Below are 24,788 nucleotides of genomic sequence, written 5' to 3'. Positions count from 1 at the left end.
CTCACTTTGGGAAGAGGGTGATCGGGTTGACCACGTCCGCGGTGATGGTGAGCAGGGTGAACACACCACCGATCAGGATCACCACGTACGTGAAGGGCATCAGCTTGAAGTAGTCGACGCGTCCCGGGTCGGGCCGGCGCAGCCGGGCGTACAGCCAGGACCGGGCCCGTTCGAACCAGGCGATGGCGATGTGCCCGCCGTCCAGTGGCAGCAGCGGCAGCAGGTTGAACACCCCGATGAAGAAGTTCAGCGAGATGAACAGCATGATGAAGATTTCCCAGGCGTTGTTGGCCACCGCCTCACCGCCGAGGACGCTGGCCCCGACCACGCTGATCGGGGTGTCGATGTCCCGCTCGCCGCCGGTGATGGCACGCCACAGGGCGGGGATCTTCTCCGGCAGCCGCTGCAACGCCTGGGCGGTGGCCACCGCCATGTCGCCGATGAAGGTGCTTGTCGCGCCGACCGCCTCAACCGGGCCGTAGCTGACCAGGCCCGGGGTGGAGAGGACCAGGCCCACGCCCAGCGCGGAGACCTCGGTGACCGGGCCGTTCGGGTTGTCGATCGGCGGGCGCTTGGTGGTGGCGAGCGTGGTCTCGGCGGTGCCGGCCTGGCCGTTGCGCTCGTACCCGATGGTGGCGGCGCTGCCCGGGGTGGTTGCCCGCAGGGTGGTGAGCAGGTCGCCGTAATTGTTGATCGGGGTGCCGTTGATCGAGGTGATCCGGTCGCCGTTCTGCAACCCGCCGGTGGCGGCGGGGCTCGGCGCGTCGCCGGTGGCGCACTCCCGGTAGGTGGTGTCCGGCAGGACGCAGTCCTGGATGGCGATCACCGCGGGCTCGGCGCGGATCTGCTCCTCGTTACGCGGGAAGTCGGGGTTGGGCAGGCCGAAGGTCATCGCGGCCAGCCAGGCGGCGAAGATCGCCAACCCGAAGTGGGTCACCGACCCGGCGGACATCACGATGGTGCGCTTCCACACCGGGTAGCGCCACATGGCCCGCTTCTCGTCACCGGGCTCGACGTCGTCGTCCTGTGGCGTCATGCCGACGATCTTGCAGAAGCCACCGAGCGGGATGCCCTTGAGGCCGTACTCGGTCTCGCCCCGTTTGAACGAGAAGATGGTGGGGCCGAAGCCGACGAAGTAGCGGGTGACCTTCATGCCGAAGGCCTTGGCGGTGAGCATGTGCCCGGCCTCGTGCAGGCTCACCGAGATGAGAATGCCGAGGGCGAACAGCACCACCCCGAACGCGAACGACATCAAGCTCCTTCCACCGCAGCAGCGATGATCTCCTGCGCGTGTGCGCGCGCCCACGACTCGGCTTCGAGTACGTCCCCGACGGTACCCGGTTCACCGAAGTCGGGAGCCTCCTCCAGCACGCGCTGTAGCGTGTCGACGATGCCGAGGAACGGCAGCCGGCCGTCGACGAACGCCGCCACGCACTCCTCGTTCGCCGCGTTGTAGATCGCGGGTCGGCAACGCCCGGCCTCCCCGGCGGCCTTGGCCAGCGCCACCGCCGGGAACGCCTCGTCGTCCAGTGGCGCGAACTCCCAGGTGTGCGACGCGGTCCAGTCGACCGCGGCGGCGGCCTCGGCCACCCGGTCCGGCCAGCCCAACCCGAGGGCGATCGGCAGCCGCATGTCCGGCGGGCTGGCCTGCGCCAGGGTCGACCCGTCGACGAACTCCACCATCGAGTGGATCACCGACTGGGGGTGCACCATCACGGTGATGTCGGCGTACGGCACGTCGAACAGTTCGTGCGCCTCGATCACCTCAAGCGCCTTGTTGACCATGGTGGCGGAGTTGATCGTGACGACCGGTCCCATGTTCCAGGTCGGGTGGGCGAGGGCCTGCTCCGGCGTGACGGCTGTCAACTCGTCGCGCCGCCGCCCCCGGAACGGCCCGCCGCTCGCGGTGACGACCAGCCGGCGTACCTCGCCCCGGTTGCCGCCGCGCAGGCACTGCGCGAGCGCCGAGTGCTCCGAGTCCACCGGGACGATCTGCTCCGGCCGGGTCACCGCGGCCTTGACCAGCGAGCCGCCGGCCACCAGCGACTCCTTGTTGGCAAGCGCGAGCGTACGACCGGCGCGCAGCGCCGCCAGGGTCGGCGCCAGCCCGAGCGACCCCACCACCCCGTTGAGTACGACGTCGCACGGCCACTGCGCCAGCTCGGTCATCGCCTCCGGCCCGGCCACGATCTTGGGAAGCTTGAATTCCCCGGTGGCCCAGCCCCGGCGGCTCGCCTCGGCGTAGAACGCCAACTGAAGATCCTGCGCGGCGGACGCCTTCGCCACCCCTACCGCGTCGACGCCGAGTTCGAGGGCCTGGGCGGCGAGCAGCCCGATGTTGCCGCCACCGGCACCGAGCGCCACCACCCGGAACCGGTCCGGGTTACGCCGCACGATGTCGATGGCCTGGGTACCGATCGACCCGGTACAACCCAGCAGCACAAGATCACGGGGGGAGGTCACGCCGTCCATTCTTCCCCACCGTCCTCCGGCGCCCGGAAGGGCACCTTGTTGCGCCTGAGCTAGCGGAAGGGCCTCTCGGAAGGGTGGGAAGCTACTTCCCTTCCCGGTCCGCCTCCGGTGGGACCGGGCCTTCCGTCGAGTCAGCATCCTGCGGTGCCTCGTCGTCGAGCAGGTCTGCCGGGTCGACCGAGAAGTCGAAGGGCCGGTTCATCACGAATGTGGTGCCCACCCCGCTGGGTCATCCACCTATCCACCACCCTGAACAGCCTCGACGACGCCACCGAACTCGCCGTGGCCCTGCGCGACTCCCTCGGTCACCTGACGGTCGTCGACTTCGGCGAAACCACCCTCAGCGAAGAGGACCACCAACGCCTGCGTACCCGGATCTGGTGCGACGCCCCACTCGACGGCCCCGGACGCTGCCCTCGCCCCAACGCCCACCCCGGCCCGTGCGTACCCGATGTATGGCTCGGGTGATCGTCGGTTGCGGTCAACGCAGCGCTTCGCGGGAGAGGAAGTCGGCCCGACGGATCACCTCCGGCAGGCGGTAACGCGGGCTCAGGTCGAGCGTCAGCGTGGTCGCCCGGTCGAGGCTGGTGCGGTGACCGACCGACACGAACACCGGCTTGACGCCGGTCTGGGTACGCAGCACCCGGCCCAGCACCTCGTCATCGTCGCGTAGGGCCGACCAGTCGCCCCGCCGTACGCCCGGCTCGTCGAAGGAGCCGACGAAGGGGGTCTTGGCCACTCCGAAGGTCGGCAGGCCGGTCACCACGCCGAGGTGGCAGGCCAAGCCGAACCGTCGAGGATGCGCGACGCCGTACCCGTCACAGACCACCATGTCAGGTCGATGACCGAGCCGGTCCAGCGCCACCAGCAGGATCGGCACCTCCCGGAAGGCCAGCAGTCCGGGCAGGTACGGGAAGCTCACCTCGCCGGGCACCACCACCGACTCCACCTCCACGCCGGTCGTCAGGTCGACGACGACGGCGGCGGCGGTGATCCGAGGCGACACCTTGTCGTACGACACGTCCACACCGGCCACCAGCGTCGGCGCGGCGCCCAGGCTGTCGTCCAGGACGAGGCGTTGCCGCAACGCCTGCTGGATCCGCTCCGCCTCCGCCACGAATTCCGCGCCCGGCACCGACTCGCCGTCGAAGGCCGACGGCGTCACGCCGTCCCCGCCAGCCCACCACCGGCCGATTCTTCATCGGTGAGGCACGCCCGCAGCCGCCTCACCTCGGTCGCCAGACGCGGTACGGCATCCCGTGCCATCGCGATGAACGCGGCGTTCTCGTCCCAGCGTTCGTCACCCGCGTCGACATAGCGGGGCTGCTGCACCAGGGTCGCGGCGACGATCTCCCGGGCGTCGAAGTCGGGCCATCTCGCGCCGCGACCGTCGTCCGCCACCACACTCACCGCCACCAGGCTCATCGCATGCTCGTCATCCAGCACTCGCACGAACCACGGCCCGGGGGTCGCCGCCGCGGACAGTTCCTCGATCACCGCCAGTTCATCGTCGGACAGGGGCTGGTCGGTCGTCATGAGGCGTGAGCCTACGACCGATGGCCGGCAGGGATGGCGGTAGCGGCCGCGATCCGTCCCCGCGCTCAGCTCGACAGCGCCGACCAACGACAGCTTTGGCCTCTCGTGTTGACCCGGCCGTCGAGGGGCGCTGGGATGGGAGTGGTTCAGCAACCGTGTCGAGGAGGCCGGGTGTGATCCTGGACTGGCCTGGCTGTCGAAACGGCCGTGACCTGGGAGGTCTGGCGACTGTCGACGGTGGTCGCATCCGACACGGCGCGCTGCTGCGTTCGGGTCGCCATGACGGGCTCGACCCGTCGGTTCTCCGCGACGCGGGGGTCAGCCGGGTCGTCGACCTGCGCTGGGCACGGGAGTGCGCCGAGCGGCCGAGCCCGTTCGCCGGCTCCCCGGTCTATCGGCATGTGCCCCTGCTCAACGAGGTGCTCGACTACGAGCCGCCGGACGACAGCTACGGGCCGATGCTCGACCACAACCGGTCGCGGATCGCTGCTGCGGTCCGGGCGGTCGCGGAGGCGCCGACCGGGGCCGTCCTGGTGCACTGCCACGCCGGACGGGACCGCACCGGTGTGCTTGTCGCACTGCTGCTACGGGTGGCCGGGGTCGGCTTCGACGACATCGCCGACGACTACGCCCGGACGGAGGGCTGCACCACGACGCCGATGCGCAACACGCTGACATACCTGGAGGGTCGCCACGGCGGCGCGGTGCCCTACCTGATCGGCGCGGGCGTCGAGCCGGCCCAGCTCACCGCGGTCCGGGAACGGCTGGTCCAGCCGGGCGTCGGACGTCAGCGGGAGGCCGGTGCGGTCCGGACGAACGTCTCCACCTCGGTACCGCCGTACCAGTCGGTACGGCGACCCAGGTGAGCCATGCCGAGTCGCCGGCACACCGCCATCGAACGTTCGTTGCCGGGCGTCACCACCGCGTACACCTGCCGGGTGTCGGTGGTGAACTCACGGGCCAGCACCGCGCGAGCCGCCTCGGTGGCGTAGCCGTGGCCCCACGAGTCGGGGTGCAGGTGCCAGCCCACCTCGATGTCGCTGGTCGGGGTATGGCCGTCGGCACCCGGTAGCGGCTTGAGCAGGACGCTGCCCGCCACCGCGCCGGTGTCCCGGACCTCGATCGCCCAGAGGCCGTACCGGCCGGCGTACCGGGCGTACCGGTCCCGCCAGGATGTCAGCCGCTCGGCGGCCTGGCCGGGCTCGGTGAGCCGGCCCGTTCCCCCGCCCAGCCACCGCATCACCTCGTGGCGGGAGTAGATGTCGTAGATGCGGGCCAGATCGGCAGGCGCGTCGGTCCAGTCACGCAGCAGCAGCCGGTCAGTCGTCGCGACGCTCATGGCCGGCGATCGTAGTCCGACCAGTCACCGCCCACCGGCTCCAGCAGGATCGGCCCGTGCGGCGGCGGTAACAGAAACGGTTGCCGGGACAGGGGACGGGGAAATGGAGCGCGATGGGCGGAGCGTGGGATCGGACGCGGCGGATCACCCGGGGGGCTTTCCGCCCGGTACGTGGTCGGGATCTGTCGCTGCACGCCGCCTCGATCACGTTCTACGGGGCGATCGCCGTGGTGCCGGTGGCCCTGCTGGCGATCTGGCTCACCTCACTGCTGGTGGGGGCGGCCCAGGTACGGCGACTCACCGGGTACGCCGTGGAGGCGCTGCCGGACGCGATCGGCGCGCCGCACGCGGTGGCCGCGCTTGTCGAGGCCGGGGTCGGCCTGACACCGTGGCTGGCGCTGGCCGCGCTGCTGCCGGCGTCGCTGTACGGCGAGGGACTGCGCCGGGCGTTCGTCTCGGTCGCCGCGCCCCGTTCCGACGAGCACCTGGTCGGCTGGCGGGGCCGACTGCTGCTGCTGCCGCTGCTGGCACCGGCCCCGGCGCTGCTGCTGTCGATCCTGCTGGCCCTACCGACCACCACCGGGCTGGTCCGGCGCGGCGGCTGGGCCGGGGCGCTGGGCGTGGTGCTGTCGTTCCTGGCGGTGTGGTTGGTGCTCACGCCGGTGCTGATGTGGGTGTTCCGGGTGGTCGGACCGGCCTCGCCGGACTGGCTCGCCACGCTGGCGATGGGGTCCTTCACCGCCGCGAACCTCTCCGGCTTCCTGCACGGTTTCGTGCTCTTCGCCTCGTTGCCGCTCGACCTGGGCCTGCCCTTCGGCGGGCTGGACGAGGTGGGCGCCGCCGTGGCGATCCTGCTCTGGCTCTACGTGTTCCACGTGATCGTGCTGGCCGGCTACTCCGCCACCCTGGCCCTGTCCGCCTGGCGCATCCGCCGACAGCAGAGCTGAGGTCAGCGACGGAAGGGGCCGGTGACCTCGTACGTGATGCCGCCCGAGCCGGTTGAGTTGCCGCTGGTGCCGCGCTGGGAGGAGAAGTAGAGGCGGGAGCCGTCGGGGGTGAACGCGGGACCGGTGATCTCCGACGAGGACTGGCCGTTGATTCGCAGGAACGGGGCCACCACGCCGGCGGGGGTGATCACGCAGATCTCCATGTTGCCGCCGTCCTCGGCCACGTAGAGATCCCCGCCCGCGGTACCGGTGATGTTGTCGACACCGGTCAGCGGCGCGGTGCCCGCCGGCACCAGCGAGTCGTCGTACGCCAGGTCGATGCGCTGGTTGACGGCGTCGTACGCCCACGCCCGGTTGTCGCCCTTCGTGGTGAACCAGCAGGTGCCGCGGTCGTACCAGCAGCCCTCGCCACCGTCGAAGTGCTTGGCGGCGCCGACCTGGAACCGGGTCGGGATCGGGAAGCCGTCGCGGTCCGGGACGTTCTGCCAGGTCACCGGGCCGGCGGTGGCGTTGGCCGGGGCGCACAGCACCTGCAACTGGCCGGTACGCAGATCACCCCAGGTGTCGGGGAGGAAGCGGTAGAAGCAGCCGTCACTCTCGTCCTCGGTCAGGTAGATCACCCGGCGCTCCGGATCGCAGGCTGCCGCCTCGTGGGTGAACCGGCCCATCCGGGTCCGCTCCTCGGCGCTGCGGCTGCCGTCCGGCCAGGTCTCGAAGACCCGCCCCAGCGGCACCTCCTCGCAGGACAGCCAGGTGCCCCACGGGGTGGCACCGCCGGCACAGTTGACGTTGGTGCCGCCGAGGATGCGGTACGCGGTGGCGATCGAACCGTCCGCGCGGAAACGCACCGCGGAGGCCCCACCGATCAGCGGCACCTCCGAGTTGGAGACGTAGATCCAGCCGTCGCCGGCCGGGAAGCAGGCGCCACCGTCCGGTGCCCAGTGCCAGACGTACGAGGTGCCGGCGACCCGCTGGCCCGAGCGGGCGATGACCCGGCTGGTGAAGCCGGCGGGCAGGTGGATGCCGTTGGCGTCGGCGGCGAGCAGGTCCCCGTACGGGCTGGGGCCGGGTTGGGCGGGCGCGGCCAGGGCGGCACCGGCCCAGAGGCTGCCGGAGAACGCGGCGGCACCGCCGACGACTGTGGCGCGCAACACGGTACGACGATCCATGGAAAACCTCCGATGGGGTGGCGGGGGCCGGCCCCACCGACGCTAAGCCCGCCACCCCATCGACAAAACCCGCTCCCCCATGAACACCAACCAAACCCTCCCCACCCGCCAACTCTGTTGATCATGAGGTTAGCGGCAGTTCTGGAGATCAAGAATGCCGCTAACCTCATGGTCAACAGGCTGAGATGGGAGGAGCACGGGTTAGGGTGCGGGGATGACGGGTGGTGAGGTACCGGGGCGGGCCGACGTGGTGGTCGTCGGGTCGGGGCACAACGGGTTGGTGTCGGCGATCCTGTTGGCCCGGGCGGGGCTGGACGTGCTGGTGGTGGAGGCCGCCGAGGTGATCGGCGGGGCGACGCGGACCGAGAACCCGTTCCCGAAGGTGCCCGAGCTGCGCCACTCCACCGGGTCGTACCTGCTCGGGCTGATGCCGCCGGAACTGCTGGCCGCGCTCGACGTCCGGATCCCGGTGCTGCGCCGCGACCCGCACTACTTCCTGCCCACCCCCGGCGGGGTCGGGTCGCCGTACCTGCTCTTCGGCACCGACACGGCGGCCACCCGGACGCAGCTCGCCGAGTTCTTCTCCCCCGCCGACGCCGCCGCCGACGAGGCGTTGCAGGCGGAACTGGCGGCGCTGCGCGAAGACCTCGCCCCTGCCTGGCTGGCCGAGCCGCTCAGCGTCGAGGAAACCGCCGAGCGGTACGTCCGCCCGGAACTGCGCCAGGTCTTCGTCGACCTGGTACGCGGCTCCGTCGCCGACTACCTGGCCCGCTTCGACTTCCGCTCCGAGCTGCTGATCAGCATGTACGCGGTCACCGACGGCCTGTCCGGGCTCAACGCCGGCCCCGACGACCCCGGCACCGGGCACAACTTCCTGGTCCACAACATGTGCCGGCTGCCCGGTTCGGGTGGCACGTGGATGATCGCCGAGGGTGGCATGGGTACCGTGTCGCGGATCTTCGCCGACGCGGCCCGTGCCTCCGGCGCCCGGATCGTCACCGGCGCGCCGGTCACCGCGATCACCCTCGACGGCGGCGCCGCCAGCGGCGTGGTGCTCGCCGACGGCCGCCAGATCGGCGCCGAGGTGGTGCTCGGTGCCTGCGACCCGTACCGGCTGATGGAGCTGCTGCCCGACGGCGCGCTGCCGACCACGCTCAGCGGACGGATGGCGGCCGTCCGGCGCACCGGCAGCACCCTCAAGCTGAACCTGGCGCTGCGTGACCTGCCCCGCTTCTCCTGCCTGCCCGAGGGTGCGCCGAGCCCGTTCGGCTCGACCATCCACCTGCTGCCCGGCTCGGCGTCGCTGAGCGGCGGCACGGGCGAGTCACCGATGGCGGCGCTGCGCGCGATGTGGGCCGACGTGCGGGCCGGGCGGTTGCCGGAGGAGCCGACAATCGAGTGGTACCTGCACACCACAGTCGACCCGTCGCTGGCCGACCCGGCCGGGCACCACTCGTCTGCGCTGTTCGTCCAGTCCGTGCCGTACGAGTTGGCCGGCACCACCTGGGACGCGGCGTTGCCCGGTTACGTCGACAAGCTGGTCGGGATCTGCGAGCGCTACGCCCCCGGCACCGGCGACCTGATCGCCGACGCGGTGCCACTGCCGCCGCCCGGCATCGAAGCGCACTTCGGCATCACCGGTGGGCACATCCACCACGTCGACAACACCGTCTCGTTCGCCGACCGGATGCCGTACGCCACCGGCGTGGCCGGGGTGTACGCCGGCAGCGCCGGCTGCCACCCGGCCGGCAGCGTCATCGGTGCCGCCGGCCACAACGCCGCCCAGCGCATCCTCGCCGACCTCGGCCGGTAGCCGTGAGTTGAGGTCCCGGCTTCGCGGCCGGGCCACGGCCTCAGCGAGCGCCGGGACGTCGGCCCGGCTGGGCTCAGCTCGCCGGTGGGGCGACCTCCGGGACCGCCACCTCTTCGCCGACCCGGTGCGCGCGGACCTTGTGGCCGACGCTGGTCAGGCACCGCCCGCTGGGCAGGTCGAATCGCCAGCCGTGCAGCTGACAGGTGAGCTGGTCGCCGTCGACGATGCCGAACCGGCTCAGGTCCGCCTTCAGGTGCGGGCAGCGCCGCTGCACCACCCAGTCGCCGAGGGTGATGTCCTCCGCGTCCACCGCCCGTTCGTGCTCGTCGTACCAGCCCTCGGCGTACTGGAGGCGCTCGGTGGAGAGGCACTTGAAGAAGGCGTAGACGAATTCGTTGTACTGCCCGATCCGGGCGGCCGAGAAGCGGCAGGACAGGAAGAGCGAGTTGACCCAGTCCACCTCGCCGATGTGCAGCAGATGCTCCACAAGCGCCCGCTCCGTACGGAACCGGTAGCGCACCTTCTCGTCGGCGTACGGCCGCACCTGCTTGCAGGGGAAGTCGACCACGATCGACTCGATGCTCTCCCCGTCGTAGCCGACCAGGTCGAAGCGGACCGGACCGCCGACCCCCTTGGCCAGGTAGATCGACTCGTCCAGCAGCGGCTCGATCCGCCGCTTCAGCTCCTTGAGCACGTCCACCTCGGGGTGCCGCCAGGAAGCCTTCTCCGCCTCGATGATCGGCCGCTTACGCTCGCGCATCTCCTCCAGGTGAGCGACCTTGTTCGCGAAGAACTCCTCCACCGGCACCGGGTGCGTCGTCGTCGCACCGGTGGTGGTGACCTCGGTGACGCTGCCGGGCAGCAGCACGATGCCGTTGGTGCCACCGACCTTGGCGTACTCGGCCAGGAAGACCGACTGGTCGGGGAAGATGTTCCCCTCGTCGCCGAAGATGTCGTTGAACTGCCACAGCTCGTCGTCCAGGAAGCACGGCGGACCGGCGATCGGGAACACGTGGTCGGCCTTGAGGTCGTCGATGTAGCGCCAGGTGCGGTCGAACTGCCGGTCCCGCTTCTGCTTGCCGAAGGCGGTCTTCGCCGCGTTCGGCAGTTCGTAGACCATCGGGTACCAGATCGCACCGGAGAACTGGAGCAGGTGCGCGTGCACGTGGCCCAGCTCGGCGAAGGTGCTCAGGTCGGTCGGTCGGGCGTCGTTCTGGTTGAGCAGCCGGACACCGTCGTACTCCACCCAGAGCGAGGAGTCACCGATCGGACCGTCGGTCGGGCTGGTCAGCGCCTGGATCATGACCTTGAGCCCGCCGTCCAGCTCGACGACCTCCTCGTTGCGGGTCTTCAGGAACTTCGTGAAGCCCAGCTCCCGGAACTCGTCCTCCATCTCCGAGGTGGGGAACTCGGGCAGCAGCACAGTGGCCTTCTTCGACACGTACCGCTTGAGGTGAGCCGCGTCGAAGTGGTCCCGGTGCAGGTGGGAGACGTACAGGTAGTCGACGTCACCGAGCGCCTCCCAGTCGAGCCGGGAGTTGTCGGGGAACGGGAACCAGGAGGCGAAGTAGGCCGGATTGACCCACGGGTCGCACAGGATGCTGCCCGCGGCCGTGTCGATCCGCATGCTCGCGTGCCCCGTACCGGTCACTCGCACCGCAGTTCCCCCTCAAAGAGACAATCAAGGTGTACGCCCCAGAACGCTACCGGAGGCAGTCTGGTCCTCGCCCCGCGACGCCGGTAGTGCCCTTCCACCCACCTGAGCGGGGCCCATCGGCCCTGGCCGGAAACCCTCGCGGGGGACGTGCCAGACTAGCCGGAGATCCGTTCGCGAGGAAGGACCGACAGTGGCAGGAAGCGAGCCGGTAACGTCGCCAGACCAGCACAAGCCCGGGCACCGCAAGGCCGGGCGGATCGGCGCGGTGCTCACCGCGTTCGCGCTGCTGGCCATGCTCTGCGGCAACCACGAGGGCAGGGTCGAGAACCTCTGGCTGATCGGTCTGGCCGCGCTCCTGCTGCTCATCGTGATCGGTGACTCGGTGCTGCGCCGCAACGGCCTGCGCTCCTGACGGACCGGTCAACCCGCGGCGGCCTGCGCTCCTGACGCATCGGTCGACCGCGGCGGCCCGGGTTCCTGACGGACCGGGCCTCGGGCGACGGCCTGTCGGCCCCACCGCCGCACCGACCTGCGCGACGACGCGCGAGGGCCCGCCCCCGGTCTCGGGAGGCGGGCCCTCGCGCGTGGATGTCTGGCAGCGGGCCGAATCGTCAGCGGCCGAAGAGGATGTCCTGCACGTTCTTCAGCGCGGCGTCGACCTCGGCCTCGAAGTAGCCGCCCTGCACCAGGCCGAAGCGCAGCGTGTCCAGGTCCTTCGGGTTCACCGGCATCTGGTTGCGTCCGGCCATCCCGCCGAGCAGCGTCTCGAAGAACCGGTCCACCTGGTCAGGGTCGTACCCACTGCCGAAGCGGCGGACCTGGAAGCTGCGCCGGATCTGGTCCACCCGGTAGAGGTCGCTGCCGGGCGGACCGGCCATCGGCGGCCCACCCATCGCCGGCCCGGCCATCGCCGGCGGGCCAGCCATCGCGGGGGGACCACCCATCGGCAGCCCGCCGAGCGCCTGCTGCGGCATCCCGGGGGGTCCCGCCGGGCCACGACGCGGATCCCGGTCCGGCAACCGGATCTCGGCGGTCATGTCGGTACGGCCGTGCCGGCCCGCCTCGAACCCGTCGAAGCGCTGCTCGTCGGGCGGACCGTAGCCGCCGGGGCCATCCGGGGGACCGTAACCGCCGGGACCGTCCGGGGGACCGTAACCGCCGGGACCGTCCGGCGGACCGTAACCGCCGGGACCGTCCGGCGGGCCGTAGCCGCCGGGACCCGCGGGCAGACCACGCGGCGGGGGCCCACCGTGACCCATGCCGCCGGGAGGGCCCATCGGGGCACCCGGACCCATCGGGGCAGCGGCACCCCGCGGGCCGTCATAACCCCCTCGGGGGGCGTTGTCGTACCCGCCGGCGAAGGCGCCGGTCGGCTCGTCGTAGCGGCCGTAGGGCGGCCCGGCCTGAGCCGGCATCGCCCGCGGCGGCATCGGCGGCTGCGGGACCGGGGACATGCCACGGTCCTCACGCATGCCGGGACCCATCCGCTCCAGCGGGCCCATCCGGCCATCGCCGCGGCCGGCCACGCCGCCGCGCTCCTCCAGCTCCGCCAACTGCCGCTCGACCCGGTCGAGGTGCAGGTCGACCTGCCACTCGTCGTAGCCGTTGAAGCGAACCCGGAAGACGACGTCATGGACCTCCTGCGAGGCCACCGGCGCTCCGACCGGCTGGCCGGCGAGTGTCGCCTCGACCCGGTCCAGGAAGGCGTCCACCTCGTCAACCTTGTATCCCCGGCGGAGCGCCTTACGCCGGAAACGCTGACCCTGACTCGCCACTATGTCTCCTGGTCTCGTTCGCCACGCCCGGTCACGCCGTCATCTCCCCGGCCGGGTCGGTGCCACTGTCCTCCGCGGCGGCCAGCTGCCCACATGCTCCGTCGATCTCGCGACCTCGGGTGTCCCGCACCGTGGTGGACACCCCGGCGTCGCGCAACCGCCGGACGAACTCCCGCTCGACCGGCTTCGGGCTCGCGTCCCAGCGGCTGCCCGGAGTCGGGTTGAGCGGGATCAGGTTCACGTGGGCCAGCTTGCCGGCCAGCAGCCGGCCGAGCAGGTCAGCTCGCCACGGCTGGTCGTTCACGTCCTTGATCATCGCGTACTCGATCGACACACGACGGCCCGTGCGGGCCGCGTAGGCCCAGGCTGCGTCCAGCACCTCGGACACCTTCCAGCGCTGGTTGACCGGCACGAGTTCGTCGCGCAGCTCATCATCGGGGGCATGCAGCGACAACGCAAGAGTCACGGAGAGGTCTTCGCTGGCCAGTCGGTGGATGGCCGGCACCAGCCCGACTGTGGAAACGGTGATGTGCCGCTGCGACAGGCCAAGACCCTCGGGCGCCGGCGCGACCAGGCGGCGGATCGCGGCGATCACCCTGTTGTAGTTCGCCAGCGGCTCGCCCATGCCCATGAAGACCACGTGCGACAGCCTCGGCGGTGACCCCGCGACCTTGCCGGCGGCGGCCACGCCCGCCAGGTAGACCGCCTGGTCGACGATCTCGGCGGTGGAGAGGTTACGGGTCAGGCCGGCCTGGCCGGTCGCGCAGAACGGGCAGGCCATGCCGCATCCGGCCTGGCTGGAGATGCAGACGGTGACCCGGTCCGGGTAGCCCATCAGCACGCTCTCCACCAGCGCCCCGTCGTGCAACCGCCACAGCGCCTTACGGGTGGCCCCGTCGTCGCAGGCCAGCTCGCGTACCGGGGTGAGCAGCCGGGGCAGCAGCTGGTCGGCGAGGCGCTCGCGGGACGACGCCGGCAGGTCGGTCATCTGCGCGGGGTCGCGCACCAGCCGGCCGAAGTAGTGGGTGGAGATCTGCCGAGCGCGGAACGCGGACTCGCCCAGCTTCGTGACCAGGTCCTTTCGGCCGGCCAGGTCGAGATCGGCGAGATGTTGCGGTGGCATTGCCGCCCGACGCGCTCCGGGCGCGTCCGGGTCGACCGGGATCAGGGGAAGACTCGTCATGGCACGTCCAGTCTGGCACGCTCGGCCCGGAACGCACCTCTGCGGAGGTGACGGATCCGCCCCCGCCTCGTCCGCGCCCCGGTCCCGCCGGCGTGGGCCATGCCTCAGTTCACCGCCGGAACGAACACCACGAGCAACAGGTACGCCGTCGGCACCGCGAACAGGACCGAGTCGAGCCGGTCCATCAGGCCGCCGTGGCCGGGCAGCAGATTGCTCATGTCCTTCACGCCGAGATCCCGTTTGATCATCGATTCGGCGAGATCGCCGAGGACCGCGGCGCCCGAGACCGCCACCCCGAACACGGCACCCCACCAGGGGGCCACGTCGAACAGCGCCCAGAGCAGCACGGCACTGCCCAGCCCCGCAGCGCCGACCGAACCGGCGAAGCCCTCCCAGGACTTCTTCGGGCTGATCGCCGGGGCCATCGGATGCTTGCCGAAGTTGGCACCGGCCGCGTACCCGCCGGTGTCGGAGAGCACCACCGCGACAAGGGTCACCAGCACCCGCAGCGGCCCGTCACCGGGGGACGACGCGAGCAGGGCGGCGAAGCCACCGAGGAACGGCACGTACACCGCGATCAGGGTCACCGCGGTCATGTCCCGCCGGAGGTTGGCCGTACCGTCGCCGAGCCGCCAGACCAACGTGCCCGCGACGGTGACCAGGAGGCCGAGCAGGAGCGCGTCCAGCCCGGCGAACCAGGCCAGGGTGACGGTGAGTACCCCGCCGGCGACCAGCGGCACCAGCGGCACCTCGGCACCGCCGCGGCGCACCGCGCGGGACATCTCCCAGATGCCGACGCCGAACGCGGCGGCGAGCACCAGCAGGAACGCCGGGGTGTACAGGAACAGGGGCAGCAGGACCGCCGCGCCCAGGCCGACCCCGACCGAGATGGCCGCCGGCAGGTTCCGGCCGGCCCGGCTCGCGCCCTGCTGGGTGGCCGGCCGACCGGCACCGGCCCGACGCCGGCCGCGGTGGCGCCGGCCCGGCTCGTCCTGCGCTTCAGGGTCCGCGTCCCCGGCCGGCACGGCCGCGAGCTGAGTGGTGGGCGCGTCGTCGTGGTCCCGACCGACGCCGGCACGCACCGGCGTCATCTGGGTGGTGGGGGCGTCGTCATGGTCCCGGCCGTCGCCGACACGCACCGGCGCGATCTGCGCGGTGGGTGCGTCGCCGTGGTCCAGGTCGCGAGCTCCGGTGCGCTGGTCCCAGCCGGTGGGCCCGCGCCCGTTCCGGCCTTCCTGGGCGGGCCGGTCGCCGACGTACCGACCGCGTCGGTCCGGGTCAGTGTCGTACGGGTCGCCGAACCCGGGGTCGACCGGACCACCCCGGTCGTCGGGCCGGTGGGCGTAGGGGTGATCGGACTGCGGGCCGGGGCGGGTGCGCGGGTTGGCGTACATCTCGGCACCGGGCTGCGGGCCGCGGCCCCACGGACCGGGTTCGACGTCCGGGTCCGGCCAGGGCAGCGAGGTGGGTCGGTCCGGGCTGTCCCAGTCACGGGCCTCGGCGCCACCGTAGGGGTCGAGGTGGGACATCACGCACCAGGGGGCAGGGGTACGAGATCCACCACTTGACGCACAGCCACTACCATCCCCTACCCGCGCGAGGCGCTCCGTCTGATGTGCCGGCCTGTCGGCTGGCCGATCCCCACCGTTCACCGTCGGGTCACCGGGAATCGTGCCGAGCCTACTGCACCCGCCCGCCCGACAGGACGTACCGGTGTCCGCTCCCGCCGCGCTGATCATGAAGTTGTCACCACGCCACGCCGATGGCGACGGCAGCAACTTCATGATCAAGCAGGCGGTGACCTCGGCGTCAGACTTCCAGGAGTTCGGACTCCTTGTGCTTGACCAGTTCGTCGACGTGCGCCACGTAGCGCTGGGTCAGGTCGTCCAGCTCCTTCTCCGCACGCCGGCCCTCGTCCTCGCCGACCTCGCCGTCCTTGACGAGCCGGTCCAGCTCTTCCTTGCCCTTGCGGCGGATGTTGCGGATGGCGACCTTCGCCTCCTCACCCTTGTGCCGGGCCACCTTGATCATGTCGCGGCGGCGCTCCTCGGTCATCTGCGGGAGCAGGATGCGCAGTTGGTTGCCCTCGTTGTTCGGGTTCACCCCGAGGTCCGAGTCGCGGATCGCCTTCTCCATGGCATTGATCTGCGAGTTGTCGTACGGCTTGATGATGGCCATCCGCGGCTCGGGAACAGCCACCGACGCCATCTGCGTCAGCGGGGTCGGGCTGCCGTAGTAGTCGATGATGATCTTGGAGAACATGGCCGGAGTCGCGCGACCGGTGCGGATGGCGCCGAACTCCTCCTTGGCGTGCTCGACCGCACGCTCCATCTTCTCCTCGGCCTCGAGGAGGGTGTCGTCGATCACCTGTCTCCTCGCCTCCTTCTTGTGCTCGTCGTGGGCTTGTCGGGTCACCGGGACCGCCGGGATCACCGTCGGCGGTCGGCTCAGGTGGTGATCAGCGTGCCGATCTTGTCGCCACCCACGGCCCGGACGATTGTGTCGTCGCCCTGCGCGCCGAAGACCAGCATCGGCAGGCCGTTCTCCATGCAGAGGCTGAAGGCGGCCGCGTCGGCGACCCGGAGGTTGCGGCGCAGCACCTCGGAGAAGGTGATCGAGTCGAACTTGCTGGCGGTCGGATCGATCCGGGGGTCGGCCGTGTACACGCCGTCCACCCCGTTCTTGCTCATCAGCACGACGTCCGCGTGGATCTCCAGCGCGCGCTGGGCGGCCACCGTGTCGGTGGAGAAGTACGGCATGCCCGCGCCGGCACCGAAGATGACGACCCGCCCCTTCTCCAGGTGCCGGATCGCACGCAGCGGGATGTACGGCTCAGCCACCTGGGCCATCGTGATGGCGCTCTGGACGCGGGTCTCGATGCCCTCCTTCTCCAGGAAATCCTGGAGGGCCAGGCAGTTCATCACCGTGCCGAGCATGCCCATGTAGTCCGCCCGGGCCCGGTCCATGCCCCGCTTCTGCAACTCCGCGCCGCGGAAGAAGTTGCCGCCGCCGACCACCACGGAGACCTGTACACCCCGGCGTACCACCGTGGCGATCTGTCGGGCGATTGCCTGTACGACGTCCGGGTCGACGCCGATGGCGCCCCCGCCGAACACCTCGCCGGACAGCTTCAACACCACCCGCCGGGCCCGGCCGGGCGGTGGTGCCGTCGGATCGTCCGCCGCCAACGTCCGGTCACTCACAACCTGCGTCATCCGCCCGTCCTTCCCCCACTGGCGCGCTCAGGTGCGCGTACCTGCCGCTGCCGACCTTATGGGACGAGGAGGCCGCGGTGTGTAACGCGTACACCGGCGGCCCCCTCGTCTCGTCGTTGCTCCCAGCCCACGGGCGCGTGCGCCCGAGCCGGCTCAGGCCTGGCCGACCTCGAACCGCACGAAGCCGGTGACCTCGATGCCGGCCTCGGCCAGCACCTGCTTCACCGTCTTCTTGTTGTCGGTGACCGAGGACTGCTCCAGCAGGACGAAGTCCTTGAAGAAGGAGTTGACCCGGCCCTCGACGATCTTCGGCAGCGCGGCCTCGGGCTTGTTCTCCTCGCGGGCGGTCTGCTCGGCGATGCGCCGCTCGGACTCGACGACCTCGGCCGGCACCTCGTCGCGGGTGAGGTACTGCGGCCGCATCGCGGCGATCTGCATCGCCGCACCGCGCGCGTCGGCGTCGCCCGCCTCGTCGGTCTTGCCGGCGTACTGCACCAGGACGCCGACCGCCGGGGGCAGGTCCTGCGCCTTGCGGTGCAGGTAGACCGCCACGGTGCCGTCGAGCTTGGCGAACCGGTTGAGCACCAGCTTCTCGCCGATCTTGGCGGACTGCTCCTGGACCAGGTCGGCGACGGGACGACCGTCGATCTCGCTGGCCAGCAGCTCCGCGGCGTTGCTGACGCCGGCGCGCTCGCCGTGCTCGACGAGCTGCTGCGCCAGCGCGATGAAGGCGTCGTTCTTGGCGACGAAGTCGGTCTCGCAGTTGAGTTCGAGCAGCGCCTTGCCGGAGTGCGCGATCAGACCGTTCGCGGCGGTCCGGCCGGCCCGCTTGCCGACGTCCTTGGCGCCCTTGACGCGCAGGATCTCGACGGCCTTGTCGAAGTCGCCCTCGGCCTCGGTCAGCGCCTTCTTGCTGTCCATCATGCCGGCGCCGGTCAGGTCGCGGAGCTTCTTGACGTCCGCGGCGGTGATCTGGGACATGGCTCTCTCTTCGGTGTTGAGACTGCGTGGAATGGTCTGCGGTGACGATTACCCGGTTCCGAGAGGTTCGTGCCCGGTCTACCCGCCGCCGGTCACCGTCAGCGGAACGGACGGTGACCGGACGGCGGAACGGTCACTGACCGGAGACGGCGGCCGGCTGCTCGGCGACGGGCTGCTCGGCGGCCGGCTGCTCGGCTGCGGGCTGCTCGGCCGGCTGCTGCTCGTCGGCCTTCTTCGGCTCTTCAAGCAGCTCGCGCTCCCACTCGGCCAGCGGCTCGTCGGTGGCGACACCCGCCTCCGGCTTCTCGTCGCCGCCCCGGCGACGACCGGAGCGGGCGATCAGACCGTCGGCCACGGCTGCGGCGACGACCCTGGTCAGCAGCTCAGCCGAGCGGATCGCGTCGTCGTTGCCCGGGATCGGGAAGTCGACCTCGTCCGGGTCGCAGTTGGTGTCGAGCACGGCGATCACCGGGATGCCCAGCTTGCGGGCCTCGTCGACGGCGATGTGCTCCTTCTTGGTGTCGACCACCCAGACTGCGGCCGGGAGCTTCTGCATGTCCCGCAGGCCACCCAGGGTGCGGGTCAGCTTGATCTTCTCGCGGGAGAGCTGCAGGGTCTCCTTCTTGGTGTAGCCGGCGGCGGTGCCGCTGAGGTCACCGAGGGCCTCCAGCTCCTTCATCCGCTGCAGCCGCTTGTACACCGTCTGGAAGTTGGTGAGCATGCCGCCGAGCCAGCGGTGGTTGACGTACGGCTGACCGACGCGGGTCGCCTGCTCGGCGATCGCCTCCTGCGCCTGCTTCTTCGTGCCGACGAAGAGGATGCTGCCGCCCTCGGCCACCGTGTTGCGCACGAAGTCGTACGCCTTCTCGATGTAGTCGAGGGTCTGACGCAGGTCGATGATGTAGATGCCGTTACGCTCGGTGAAGATGAAGCGCTTCATCTTCGGGTTCCAGCGCCGGGTCTGGTGCCCGAAGTGAACACCACTTTCCAGCAGCTGACGCATGGTCACGACGGCCATGATTCGTACTCCTTGCGGTCCCTGGTTGTCCCGCCCGGCCGGCGGCCGGGCGTCCTGGTGCCCGGTCGTCGGCCATGGTGGGCCCGACCGGATCGGGACCAGGGAGGCCGCCGCCACACGACGACTCGTGAGGAGGGCACGCGAGGTCGACCGCACGAGGCGGTCGCCGGTTGACAAGTGTACGCGCCTTGCCTGCCGATCCACGCCCGGGTGCGGCGAGGCCGGCTCAGCCGGCCGCCGCGCTCGCTGAGCGCAGGGCGATGCCCCGGTCAGCGCCGCGGCACGGGACCGCTCAACGCGGTGGCGGGACCCCGGTCGGCGCCGCGGCGCCGGGCCCGGTCAAGACGGCGGCGGGACCTGGTCAGCGCCGCGGGGCGGGCCTGGTCAGCCGGCGGCGATCGCGGCCACCAGGAAGAGCGCCAGGCCGACCGTCAGGTACGCGGTCGGCGGTCGTAGCCACCCCCGTGCGCCGTCGGTCAGCGAGAACCCGGCCGTCCGCAGCCCGTAGAGGCCGGCCGCGAAGATCGGCAACCCGAAGACCAGGAACGTGCCGGCCAGCACGTCCCCGGCGGAGACCGGGTCTGCGGTCGCGCCGTGCAGGAGCACCCGCACCGCAGGCAGTTCGAAGATCAGGACCAGCGCGGCGAAGAGCACCGCGAGCACCGGTCGTCGCGTCCGGTAGACACCGTCCCCGGTCGGCACACCCGGCTGGACGCCGCCCGCTTGAACACCGCCCACCGGGACGCCGCTCGGCTGGACGCCGCCCGCCGGATAGCCGGGCGCGAGATGACTCGCAGTCGGGTGACCGGCAGCCGGGTGACCGGTCACCGCGTCGGCTGGCCCGGGCGGGAACTCGCCCACCGGGGGTTCCCCCCGGAGTGCCACCGACGGCACCGGCCCGGTCGGCTGCTCCAGCGGGTTGGTCCCGTCGGGCCCGCGCTTCGCCTCGACGATCGGGTATCCGGCCAGCGCGGCGCGGGTCGGATCGGTCGACAACGGCGCCCCACCGCTGGTCGGGCCCACCTCGCGGGCGGCACGTCGGCCCGGGCGATCGACCGGCAACTCACCTGAGACGTCCGGTTCAGCCGGTTCCGCCCGCCGGGAGCGCGACGCCCGGTAGCGCTCGGTCTCTGCCGCGACGTCCCCGAGCGGATCCGTCAGGGCGGCGCGTCGCGGCGAGCCGTACCGGTCGTCGTCGTCACCACGCTGCTCGGGTACCGCCCGCGCCTCGTCGCCGGGGTAACGCCCGTCTCCCGCCGGGCGCCACTGCGGGTCGCCGTAGCTACGTTCGTGATCACCCGGGGACCAGCGCGGCTCCTGGTCGTCGGCGAAACTGCGTCGTCCGTCCACGCCGGCACCGTATGCGACCAGCGGTTCGTGCGCCATCCGGCCCGCTGCCTGACCAGCGCACGAACCGCCGCTAATAGCACATCCGGGGCATGATCGTCCGGTCGTCCACAACACTTCCGGCTGTCCACAGGTCGCCACGGTGGGGTCGCCTCGCGTCCCCGTACGGCAGCAGGGTGCCGGTCATGACCAAGCGGAACCAGGCGGTCGGCGGGTACGGGGAACGCTGCGCCGTACGACACCTGATCGAGGCGGGACTACGCCCGGTGGCCCGCAACTGGCGCTGCCCCACCGGAGAGATCGACATCATCGCCTGGGACGGGCCAGTGCTCGCGTTCTGCGAGGTGAAGACCCGGCGCACCACGACGTTCGGCACCCCCGCCGAGGCGGTGGTGCCCCGCAAGACCCGTCGACTGCGGGGACTCGCCGCCGCCTGGTTGGCCGCCACCGGCACCACTGCCGACGAGGTCCGTTTCGACGTCATCTCGGTGCTGCTGCCCCGCACCGGCCGGGCACACGTCGAGCACGTCAAGGACGCGTTCCGGTGAGCACGCGCGGCGAACGGGTCACTCGGCTCGGTGCGCTGGTCCCCCATCGCGGCGAGGTGACGCGATGAGCTACGCCCGGGTGCTCTGTGTCGGTCTGGTCGGGGTGACCGGCCATCTGGTGGAGGTGGAGGTGGATCTCGCCGCCGGCCTGCCCGGGGTGGTGATCTCCGGCTTGCCCGACACCGCCCTGCACGAGGCGCGCGACCGGGTCCGGGCCGCGGTGGTCAACTCCGGCCAACGGTGGCCGAACCGCCGGATCACCCTCAACCTGCTGCCGGCCACCCTACCCAAGTTCGGTTCGGCGTTCGACCTGGCGATCGCGGTGGCACTGCTCGGTGGTTCCGGCGAGCTTCCACTGCTGCCGCTGGACGGCGTGGCGGTCCTCGGGGAGTTGGGGCTCGACGGCACCGTGCGGCCGGTCCGGGGCGTACTGCCGATGGTCGCCGCAGCGGCGAAGGCCGGTGTCCGACGGGTGATCGTCCCAGCCGGTAACACCGCCGAGGCAGCGGTCGTCCCCGGGCTGCTGGTACGCGGGGTGGACACCCTGCACCGGCTGGTCGCCTTCGTCCGCGACGGCACCCCGCTGATCGACCCGCCGGCCGACGCTCCGCCCCCGGCCACCCCCGGCCCCGATCTGGTCGAGGTCGCCGGGCAGGGCCTGGGCCGGCGTGCCCTGGAGGTCGCCGCTGCCGGTGGGCACCACCTGGCACTGATCGGGCCGCCGGGAGCGGGCAAGACGATGCTCGCCGAACGCCTGCCGTCGATCCTGCCGGAACTGGACGACGAGGCCGCGCTGGAGGTCACCGCGCTGCACTCGATCGCCGGGCTGCTGCCACCGGGTGGCCGGCTCATCCGGCGGCCACCGTTCCAGGCACCGCACCACACCGCGACCGTTCCGTCAATCGTCGGAGGCGGGTCAGGGCTCGCCCGCCCCGGTGCGATCTCACTCGCCCACCGAGGGGTGCTGCTCATGGACGAGGCACCAGAATTCAGCAAGGCGGCGCTGGAGGCGTTGCGTCAGCCGTTGGAGCACGGCCGGGTGCTGCTGACGCGTAGCCGGGGCAGCGCGGAGTACCCCGCCCGTGCCCAACTGGTCCTCGCGGCCAATCCGTGCCCGTGTGCGAACCCGGCCGGCGACGACCGCTGTGAGTGTGCCCCGCTGGCCCGCCGTCGTTACCTCGGCCGGCTCTCCGGTCCGCTGCTCGACCGGATCGATCTACAGGTGCGGCTGTCGCCGATGCGGGCGGCCGAGCTGATGGAGACGGCCAGTCACGAGTCCTCCGCCGTGGTCGCCCGGCGGGTGGCGGCGGCACGGGCGGCGGCAGCCGAGCGCTGGGCACCGCTGGGTCGGCGGCTCAACGCCGAGGTACCCGGTCCGGTCCTACGCCGCACGCCGTGGCGGCTGCCCGGCCGGGCCACCGCCGAACTGCGGTCCCGGCTCGACTCCGGGTCGCTCTCCGCCCGCGGCTTCGATCGGGTCATCCGACTGCGCTGGATGCCATACTCGCTGATGTGAAGGCAGTGATCTACCTCAGACAGAGCATCGACCGCACCGGAGACGAGCTGGCGGTACAGCGGCAGCGGAAGGACGCGCGCAGGCTGGCACGCCAGCGCGGCTGGTCCATCGAAGCCGAGTACACCGACAACGACATCTCCGCCGCCGGGAAGCGAGCCCGCCCCGGCTTCGAGGCCGTCCTAGCCGCCCTAGAAGGCGGGCAGGCGCAGGCCGTCATCGCATGGGACATGACGCGGCTGACCCGCAACGCCCGGGACCGGCTGCGCCTGCTGGAGATCGGGCGGCGGCGGGAGGTCGTCGTCTCCTTCGTGCGCGGCAGCGACCTAGACCTCGGCACACCCGCAGGCAGGCTCACCGCCGACATCCTCGGCAGCGTCGCGCAGCACGAGATCGACCAGAAGGCCGACCGGCAGCGACGCGCGGCAGCGCAGGCAGCGGAGCAGGGACGGCGCATCGGCGGACGCCGGCCCTTCGGCTACGCGCAGGACGGGGTGACGATCAACGAGGCAGAAGCCGACGCCATCCGCGACGCCTACGCCGCCCTCCTGTCCGGCGCATCCCTCGGCTCGATCGCCCGGGATTGGAACGAGCGTGGCCTGTGCACGCCGCAGGCACGGCGCGACGGCAGCCCGTCACTGTGGACGGCGCAGACGGTACGGCCGGTACTGCTGAACCCCCGCTACGCGGGTCTCCGCGCCCACGTCACCGAGAAGGCGCTAGAGGCGGCGGGCGGCAACCCCCGCAAGGCGCGGCTCGCCAGCGTTGTCGGCGCTGCGGCATGGCCTGCCCTTGTTCCCGAGTCGACATGGCGGGCAGCGAAGGATCTGCTGACCGATGTCGGGCGGACCAACCCGCCCCGGGGCGGGCGGGCACTGCTGACGGGCTTGGCGCTGTGCGGCGTCTGCGACGCCCCCGTCCATGCCGGGGCGGCACCTGCGCGCGGCGGGCGGCAGGAACGGCGGACGTACAGGTGCAGCGCCTCCTACGGGCACGTAGGCCGCGCAGCCCTGCCGGTGGAGGTTTACATCCGCGACCTGATCATTGCGCGGCTGTCCCGCGATGACGCTGAGGACCTGCTGGTTGATCCCAACCGGCCCGATGTAGACGCCCTGCGGGTCGAGCTGAGCACCCTGCGCACCCGCCGCAAATCGATCGTGTCCCTGGTCGCCGACGGCACCTTCACCGAGGACGAGGCGCGGGCGCAGATCACCGTCCTCACCCGCCGCGCCGCCGAGGTCGAGGCCGCCCTCTCCGACGCCGGGCGGGTCAACGTCCTCGGGCCGCTGGTCGGCGCGGCTGATCCTGCCGCCGCATGGGATGCCCTGGACACCGAGCGGCAGCGGGCGGTCGTGGATGCGCTGATGAAGGTTCGCCTGCTGCCGCCTGGTCGCGGTACCCGCACGTTCCGCCCCGAGTCGGTGGTGATCGCCTGGCGGTGACCGCCGGGGGCACCTTTTTACACCCGCCCAACCTTTGGAGAACACCCGCAGTCGCACCTACTTTCGTAGGTGACCACCTAGACGCCCCCGGCACAGCGGCGGGGGCAGCAGCAGCCAACACCACCAGTTGGAGCGTGATCTAGGTGGCCTTGTCACCTGAACAGCGGCGGCTGCGGGCATACGCAGCGTCGATGACGTACCGGCACCCCGACAAGCCCGACCTATGGGCCAACGCCCGCCGGGAACTGCGCACCGCCGCCGCCGAGCGGTACATCCACGATCTGATCAACACCTTTCCGGCACCGACGCCCGAACAGCGGGCGCGGCTGGCTGCCCTGCTGCTGCCCGCTGGCGACGGTGACGCATGAGCAGCGACGAGCAGTACCGGGAGCACATCCGGCGGCTGGTCGCCGAAGCGCCGCCGCTGACACAGAAGCAGAAGGCCGACCTTGCTGCCCTGCTGCGCCCCGCCCGGCGGCGGCCCGCCCCTGATGCGGGGCAGGCACCAGACACCCGGCAGGCAGCAGCGTGAGCGGGAAGCAGTCCACCGGCACCGCCGACTCCCGGGAGTTCCGGTCCTGCGCCTACCAGGTCGCCGCAGGTGCCCGTTCCTGTGAGGCCCTGATCGCGGCCCGCCGCCCCGGGCTGACCTACGACTCCGACAGGGCGGCGTGGGCCGACCTCCGCGAGGCCGCCGACCGGCTGGTTGCGTTGATCGCCGCGCACGCACCCGCACCCGACGCCGAGTCTGACGACGGCGGATGAGACACCGCCGCCCTCCCGGTGATCAAGGCCGGGAGGGCGGGCGGCGGATTAGCCACCTACTGCACACA

At 71.4% G+C, this 24,788-nt stretch carries 25 protein-coding genes and 1 pseudogene; 11 read left to right on the top strand and 15 right to left on the bottom strand.

Annotated features, from left to right (window positions below; genetic code table 11):
• Window position 1 precedes the first annotated feature (1 nt).
• Both AB0I71_RS20455 and dxr read right to left on the bottom strand, forming a co-directional pair.
• Window positions 2-1,252 carry a site-2 protease family protein gene (locus AB0I71_RS20455; RefSeq protein WP_357586839.1) on the bottom strand — a complete coding sequence of 417 codons (1,251 nt, stop codon included), beginning with the start codon at window positions 1,250-1,252 and terminating at the stop codon, window positions 2-4.
• Window positions 1,252-2,463, bottom strand: coding sequence for a 1-deoxy-D-xylulose-5-phosphate reductoisomerase (dxr, locus tag AB0I71_RS20450; protein ID WP_357586837.1), 1,212 nt, complete (start codon window positions 2,461-2,463; stop codon window positions 1,252-1,254). The genes AB0I71_RS20455 and dxr overlap by 1 nt, the downstream gene beginning before the upstream one ends.
• 216 nt (window positions 2,464-2,679) lie before the next feature.
• Here dxr and AB0I71_RS20445 point away from each other — a divergent pair, with 216 nt between their 5' ends.
• Window positions 2,680-2,940 carry a hypothetical protein gene (locus AB0I71_RS20445; protein ID WP_357586835.1) on the top strand — a complete coding sequence of 87 codons (261 nt, stop codon included), beginning with the start codon at window positions 2,680-2,682 and terminating at the stop codon, window positions 2,938-2,940.
• 13 nt (window positions 2,941-2,953) lie between these two features.
• On the opposite strand, the gene AB0I71_RS20440 is transcribed toward AB0I71_RS20445, so the two are convergent.
• Window positions 2,954-3,607, bottom strand: a complete 654-nt coding sequence (locus AB0I71_RS20440; RefSeq protein ID WP_357587046.1) for an endonuclease V — start codon at window positions 3,605-3,607, stop codon at window positions 2,954-2,956.
• Between the two features lie 26 nt (window positions 3,608-3,633).
• Complete coding sequence (locus tag AB0I71_RS20435) at window positions 3,634-4,008, bottom strand: hypothetical protein (protein ID WP_357586833.1); 375 nt, start codon at window positions 4,006-4,008, stop codon at window positions 3,634-3,636.
• A 173-nt stretch (window positions 4,009-4,181) separates the two neighbouring features.
• On the opposite strand from AB0I71_RS20435, the gene AB0I71_RS20430 reads away from it, so the two are divergent.
• Complete coding sequence (locus AB0I71_RS20430) at window positions 4,182-4,874, top strand: tyrosine-protein phosphatase (protein ID WP_357586831.1); 693 nt, start codon at window positions 4,182-4,184, stop codon at window positions 4,872-4,874.
• Here AB0I71_RS20430 and AB0I71_RS20425 read toward each other — a convergent pair.
• Window positions 4,796-5,347 carry a GNAT family N-acetyltransferase gene (locus tag AB0I71_RS20425; RefSeq protein ID WP_357586829.1) on the bottom strand — a complete coding sequence of 184 codons (552 nt, stop codon included), beginning with the start codon at window positions 5,345-5,347 and terminating at the stop codon, window positions 4,796-4,798. The genes AB0I71_RS20430 and AB0I71_RS20425 overlap by 79 nt on opposite strands.
• 113 nt (window positions 5,348-5,460) lie before the next feature.
• Between AB0I71_RS20425 and AB0I71_RS20420 the strand changes: the two genes are divergently transcribed.
• The gene (locus tag AB0I71_RS20420; protein ID WP_357586827.1) at window positions 5,461-6,294 is read left to right on the top strand and encodes a YhjD/YihY/BrkB family envelope integrity protein; all 834 of its coding nucleotides are present in this window, start codon (window positions 5,461-5,463) and stop codon (window positions 6,292-6,294) included.
• A 2-nt stretch (window positions 6,295-6,296) separates the two neighbouring features.
• Here AB0I71_RS20420 and AB0I71_RS20415 read toward each other — a convergent pair whose 3' ends face one another.
• Window positions 6,297-7,463 (bottom strand): alkaline phosphatase PhoX, encoded by a 1,167-nt coding sequence (locus tag AB0I71_RS20415; RefSeq protein WP_357586825.1) that lies wholly within the window; start codon window positions 7,461-7,463, stop codon window positions 6,297-6,299.
• 214 nt (window positions 7,464-7,677) lie between these two features.
• On the opposite strand from AB0I71_RS20415, the gene AB0I71_RS20410 reads away from it, so the two are divergent.
• Window positions 7,678-9,276 carry an NAD(P)/FAD-dependent oxidoreductase gene (locus tag AB0I71_RS20410; RefSeq protein WP_357586823.1) on the top strand — a complete coding sequence of 533 codons (1,599 nt, stop codon included), beginning with the start codon at window positions 7,678-7,680 and terminating at the stop codon, window positions 9,274-9,276.
• 73 nt (window positions 9,277-9,349) lie between these two features.
• On the opposite strand, the gene AB0I71_RS20405 is transcribed toward AB0I71_RS20410, so the two are convergent.
• Entirely contained in the window at window positions 9,350-10,933 is a 1,584-nt protein-coding gene (locus AB0I71_RS20405) for a Rieske 2Fe-2S domain-containing protein (RefSeq protein ID WP_357586821.1), read from the bottom strand.
• Window positions 10,934-11,123: 190 nt separating this feature from the next.
• Between AB0I71_RS20405 and AB0I71_RS20400 the strand changes: the two genes are divergently transcribed.
• Window positions 11,124-11,345 carry a DUF2631 domain-containing protein gene (locus AB0I71_RS20400; RefSeq protein WP_357586819.1) on the top strand — a complete coding sequence of 74 codons (222 nt, stop codon included), beginning with the start codon at window positions 11,124-11,126 and terminating at the stop codon, window positions 11,343-11,345.
• 199 nt (window positions 11,346-11,544) lie between these two features.
• On the opposite strand, the gene AB0I71_RS20395 is transcribed toward AB0I71_RS20400, so the two are convergent.
• The 8 genes from AB0I71_RS20395 to AB0I71_RS20360 form a co-directional block, all read right to left on the bottom strand.
• Window positions 11,545-12,708: a DivIVA domain-containing protein gene (locus AB0I71_RS20395; protein ID WP_357586817.1), complete on the bottom strand. Its 1,164-nt coding sequence runs from the start codon at window positions 12,706-12,708 to the stop codon at window positions 11,545-11,547.
• A 31-nt stretch (window positions 12,709-12,739) separates the two neighbouring features.
• Window positions 12,740-13,891 (bottom strand): 23S rRNA (adenine(2503)-C(2))-methyltransferase RlmN, encoded by a 1,152-nt coding sequence (gene rlmN / locus AB0I71_RS20390; protein ID WP_357586815.1) that lies wholly within the window; start codon window positions 13,889-13,891, stop codon window positions 12,740-12,742.
• A gap of 104 nt (window positions 13,892-13,995) precedes the next feature.
• The gene (locus AB0I71_RS20385) at window positions 13,996-15,420 is read right to left on the bottom strand and encodes a phosphatidate cytidylyltransferase (RefSeq protein WP_357586813.1); all 1,425 of its coding nucleotides are present in this window, start codon (window positions 15,418-15,420) and stop codon (window positions 13,996-13,998) included.
• A gap of 280 nt (window positions 15,421-15,700) precedes the next feature.
• Window positions 15,701-16,258 (bottom strand): ribosome recycling factor, encoded by a 558-nt coding sequence (gene frr / locus AB0I71_RS20380; protein WP_204021596.1) that lies wholly within the window; start codon window positions 16,256-16,258, stop codon window positions 15,701-15,703.
• Window positions 16,259-16,338: 80 nt separating this feature from the next.
• On the bottom strand, window positions 16,339-17,106 hold the full coding sequence (pyrH, locus tag AB0I71_RS20375) for a UMP kinase (protein ID WP_093401681.1): 768 nt from the start codon (window positions 17,104-17,106) through the stop codon (window positions 16,339-16,341).
• A gap of 153 nt (window positions 17,107-17,259) precedes the next feature.
• Window positions 17,260-18,087: a translation elongation factor Ts gene (gene tsf / locus AB0I71_RS20370; protein WP_164445699.1), complete on the bottom strand. Its 828-nt coding sequence runs from the start codon at window positions 18,085-18,087 to the stop codon at window positions 17,260-17,262.
• Window positions 18,088-18,220: 133 nt separating this feature from the next.
• Window positions 18,221-19,105 carry a 30S ribosomal protein S2 gene (rpsB, locus tag AB0I71_RS20365; RefSeq protein WP_357586810.1) on the bottom strand — a complete coding sequence of 295 codons (885 nt, stop codon included), beginning with the start codon at window positions 19,103-19,105 and terminating at the stop codon, window positions 18,221-18,223.
• 384 nt (window positions 19,106-19,489) lie between these two features.
• Entirely contained in the window at window positions 19,490-20,455 is a 966-nt protein-coding gene (locus AB0I71_RS20360) for a hypothetical protein (protein WP_357586808.1), read from the bottom strand.
• A 182-nt stretch (window positions 20,456-20,637) separates the two neighbouring features.
• Between AB0I71_RS20360 and AB0I71_RS20355 the strand changes: the two genes are divergently transcribed.
• The 6 genes and pseudogenes from AB0I71_RS20355 (at window position 20,638) to AB0I71_RS20330 (ending at window position 24,720) form a co-directional block, all read left to right on the top strand.
• Complete coding sequence (locus AB0I71_RS20355; RefSeq protein ID WP_357586806.1) at window positions 20,638-21,000, top strand: YraN family protein; 363 nt, start codon at window positions 20,638-20,640, stop codon at window positions 20,998-21,000.
• A gap of 64 nt (window positions 21,001-21,064) precedes the next feature.
• A pseudogene (locus tag AB0I71_RS20350) lies at window positions 21,065-22,495 on the top strand (YifB family Mg chelatase-like AAA ATPase); the annotation flags it as partial.
• A 26-nt stretch (window positions 22,496-22,521) separates the two neighbouring features.
• The gene (locus AB0I71_RS20345; protein ID WP_357586804.1) at window positions 22,522-23,955 is read left to right on the top strand and encodes a recombinase family protein; all 1,434 of its coding nucleotides are present in this window, start codon (window positions 22,522-22,524) and stop codon (window positions 23,953-23,955) included.
• A gap of 191 nt (window positions 23,956-24,146) precedes the next feature.
• On the top strand, window positions 24,147-24,323 hold the full coding sequence (locus AB0I71_RS20340) for a hypothetical protein (protein WP_357586802.1): 177 nt from the start codon (window positions 24,147-24,149) through the stop codon (window positions 24,321-24,323).
• The gene (locus AB0I71_RS20335; protein WP_357586800.1) at window positions 24,320-24,487 is read left to right on the top strand and encodes a hypothetical protein; all 168 of its coding nucleotides are present in this window, start codon (window positions 24,320-24,322) and stop codon (window positions 24,485-24,487) included. The genes AB0I71_RS20340 and AB0I71_RS20335 overlap by 4 nt, the downstream gene beginning before the upstream one ends.
• The gene (locus tag AB0I71_RS20330) at window positions 24,484-24,720 is read left to right on the top strand and encodes a hypothetical protein (protein WP_357586798.1); all 237 of its coding nucleotides are present in this window, start codon (window positions 24,484-24,486) and stop codon (window positions 24,718-24,720) included. Before AB0I71_RS20335 ends, AB0I71_RS20330 begins: the two co-directional genes overlap by 4 nt.
• Window positions 24,721-24,788: the final 68 nt, after the last annotated feature.

It is taken from the genome of Micromonospora sp. NPDC049891, assembly GCF_040660295.1.
Taxonomy (GTDB): domain Bacteria; phylum Actinomycetota; class Actinomycetes; order Mycobacteriales; family Micromonosporaceae; genus Micromonospora.
Note: the sequence above shows the minus strand (reverse complement) of the source record. Positions and strands in the feature narration are given on the sequence as shown.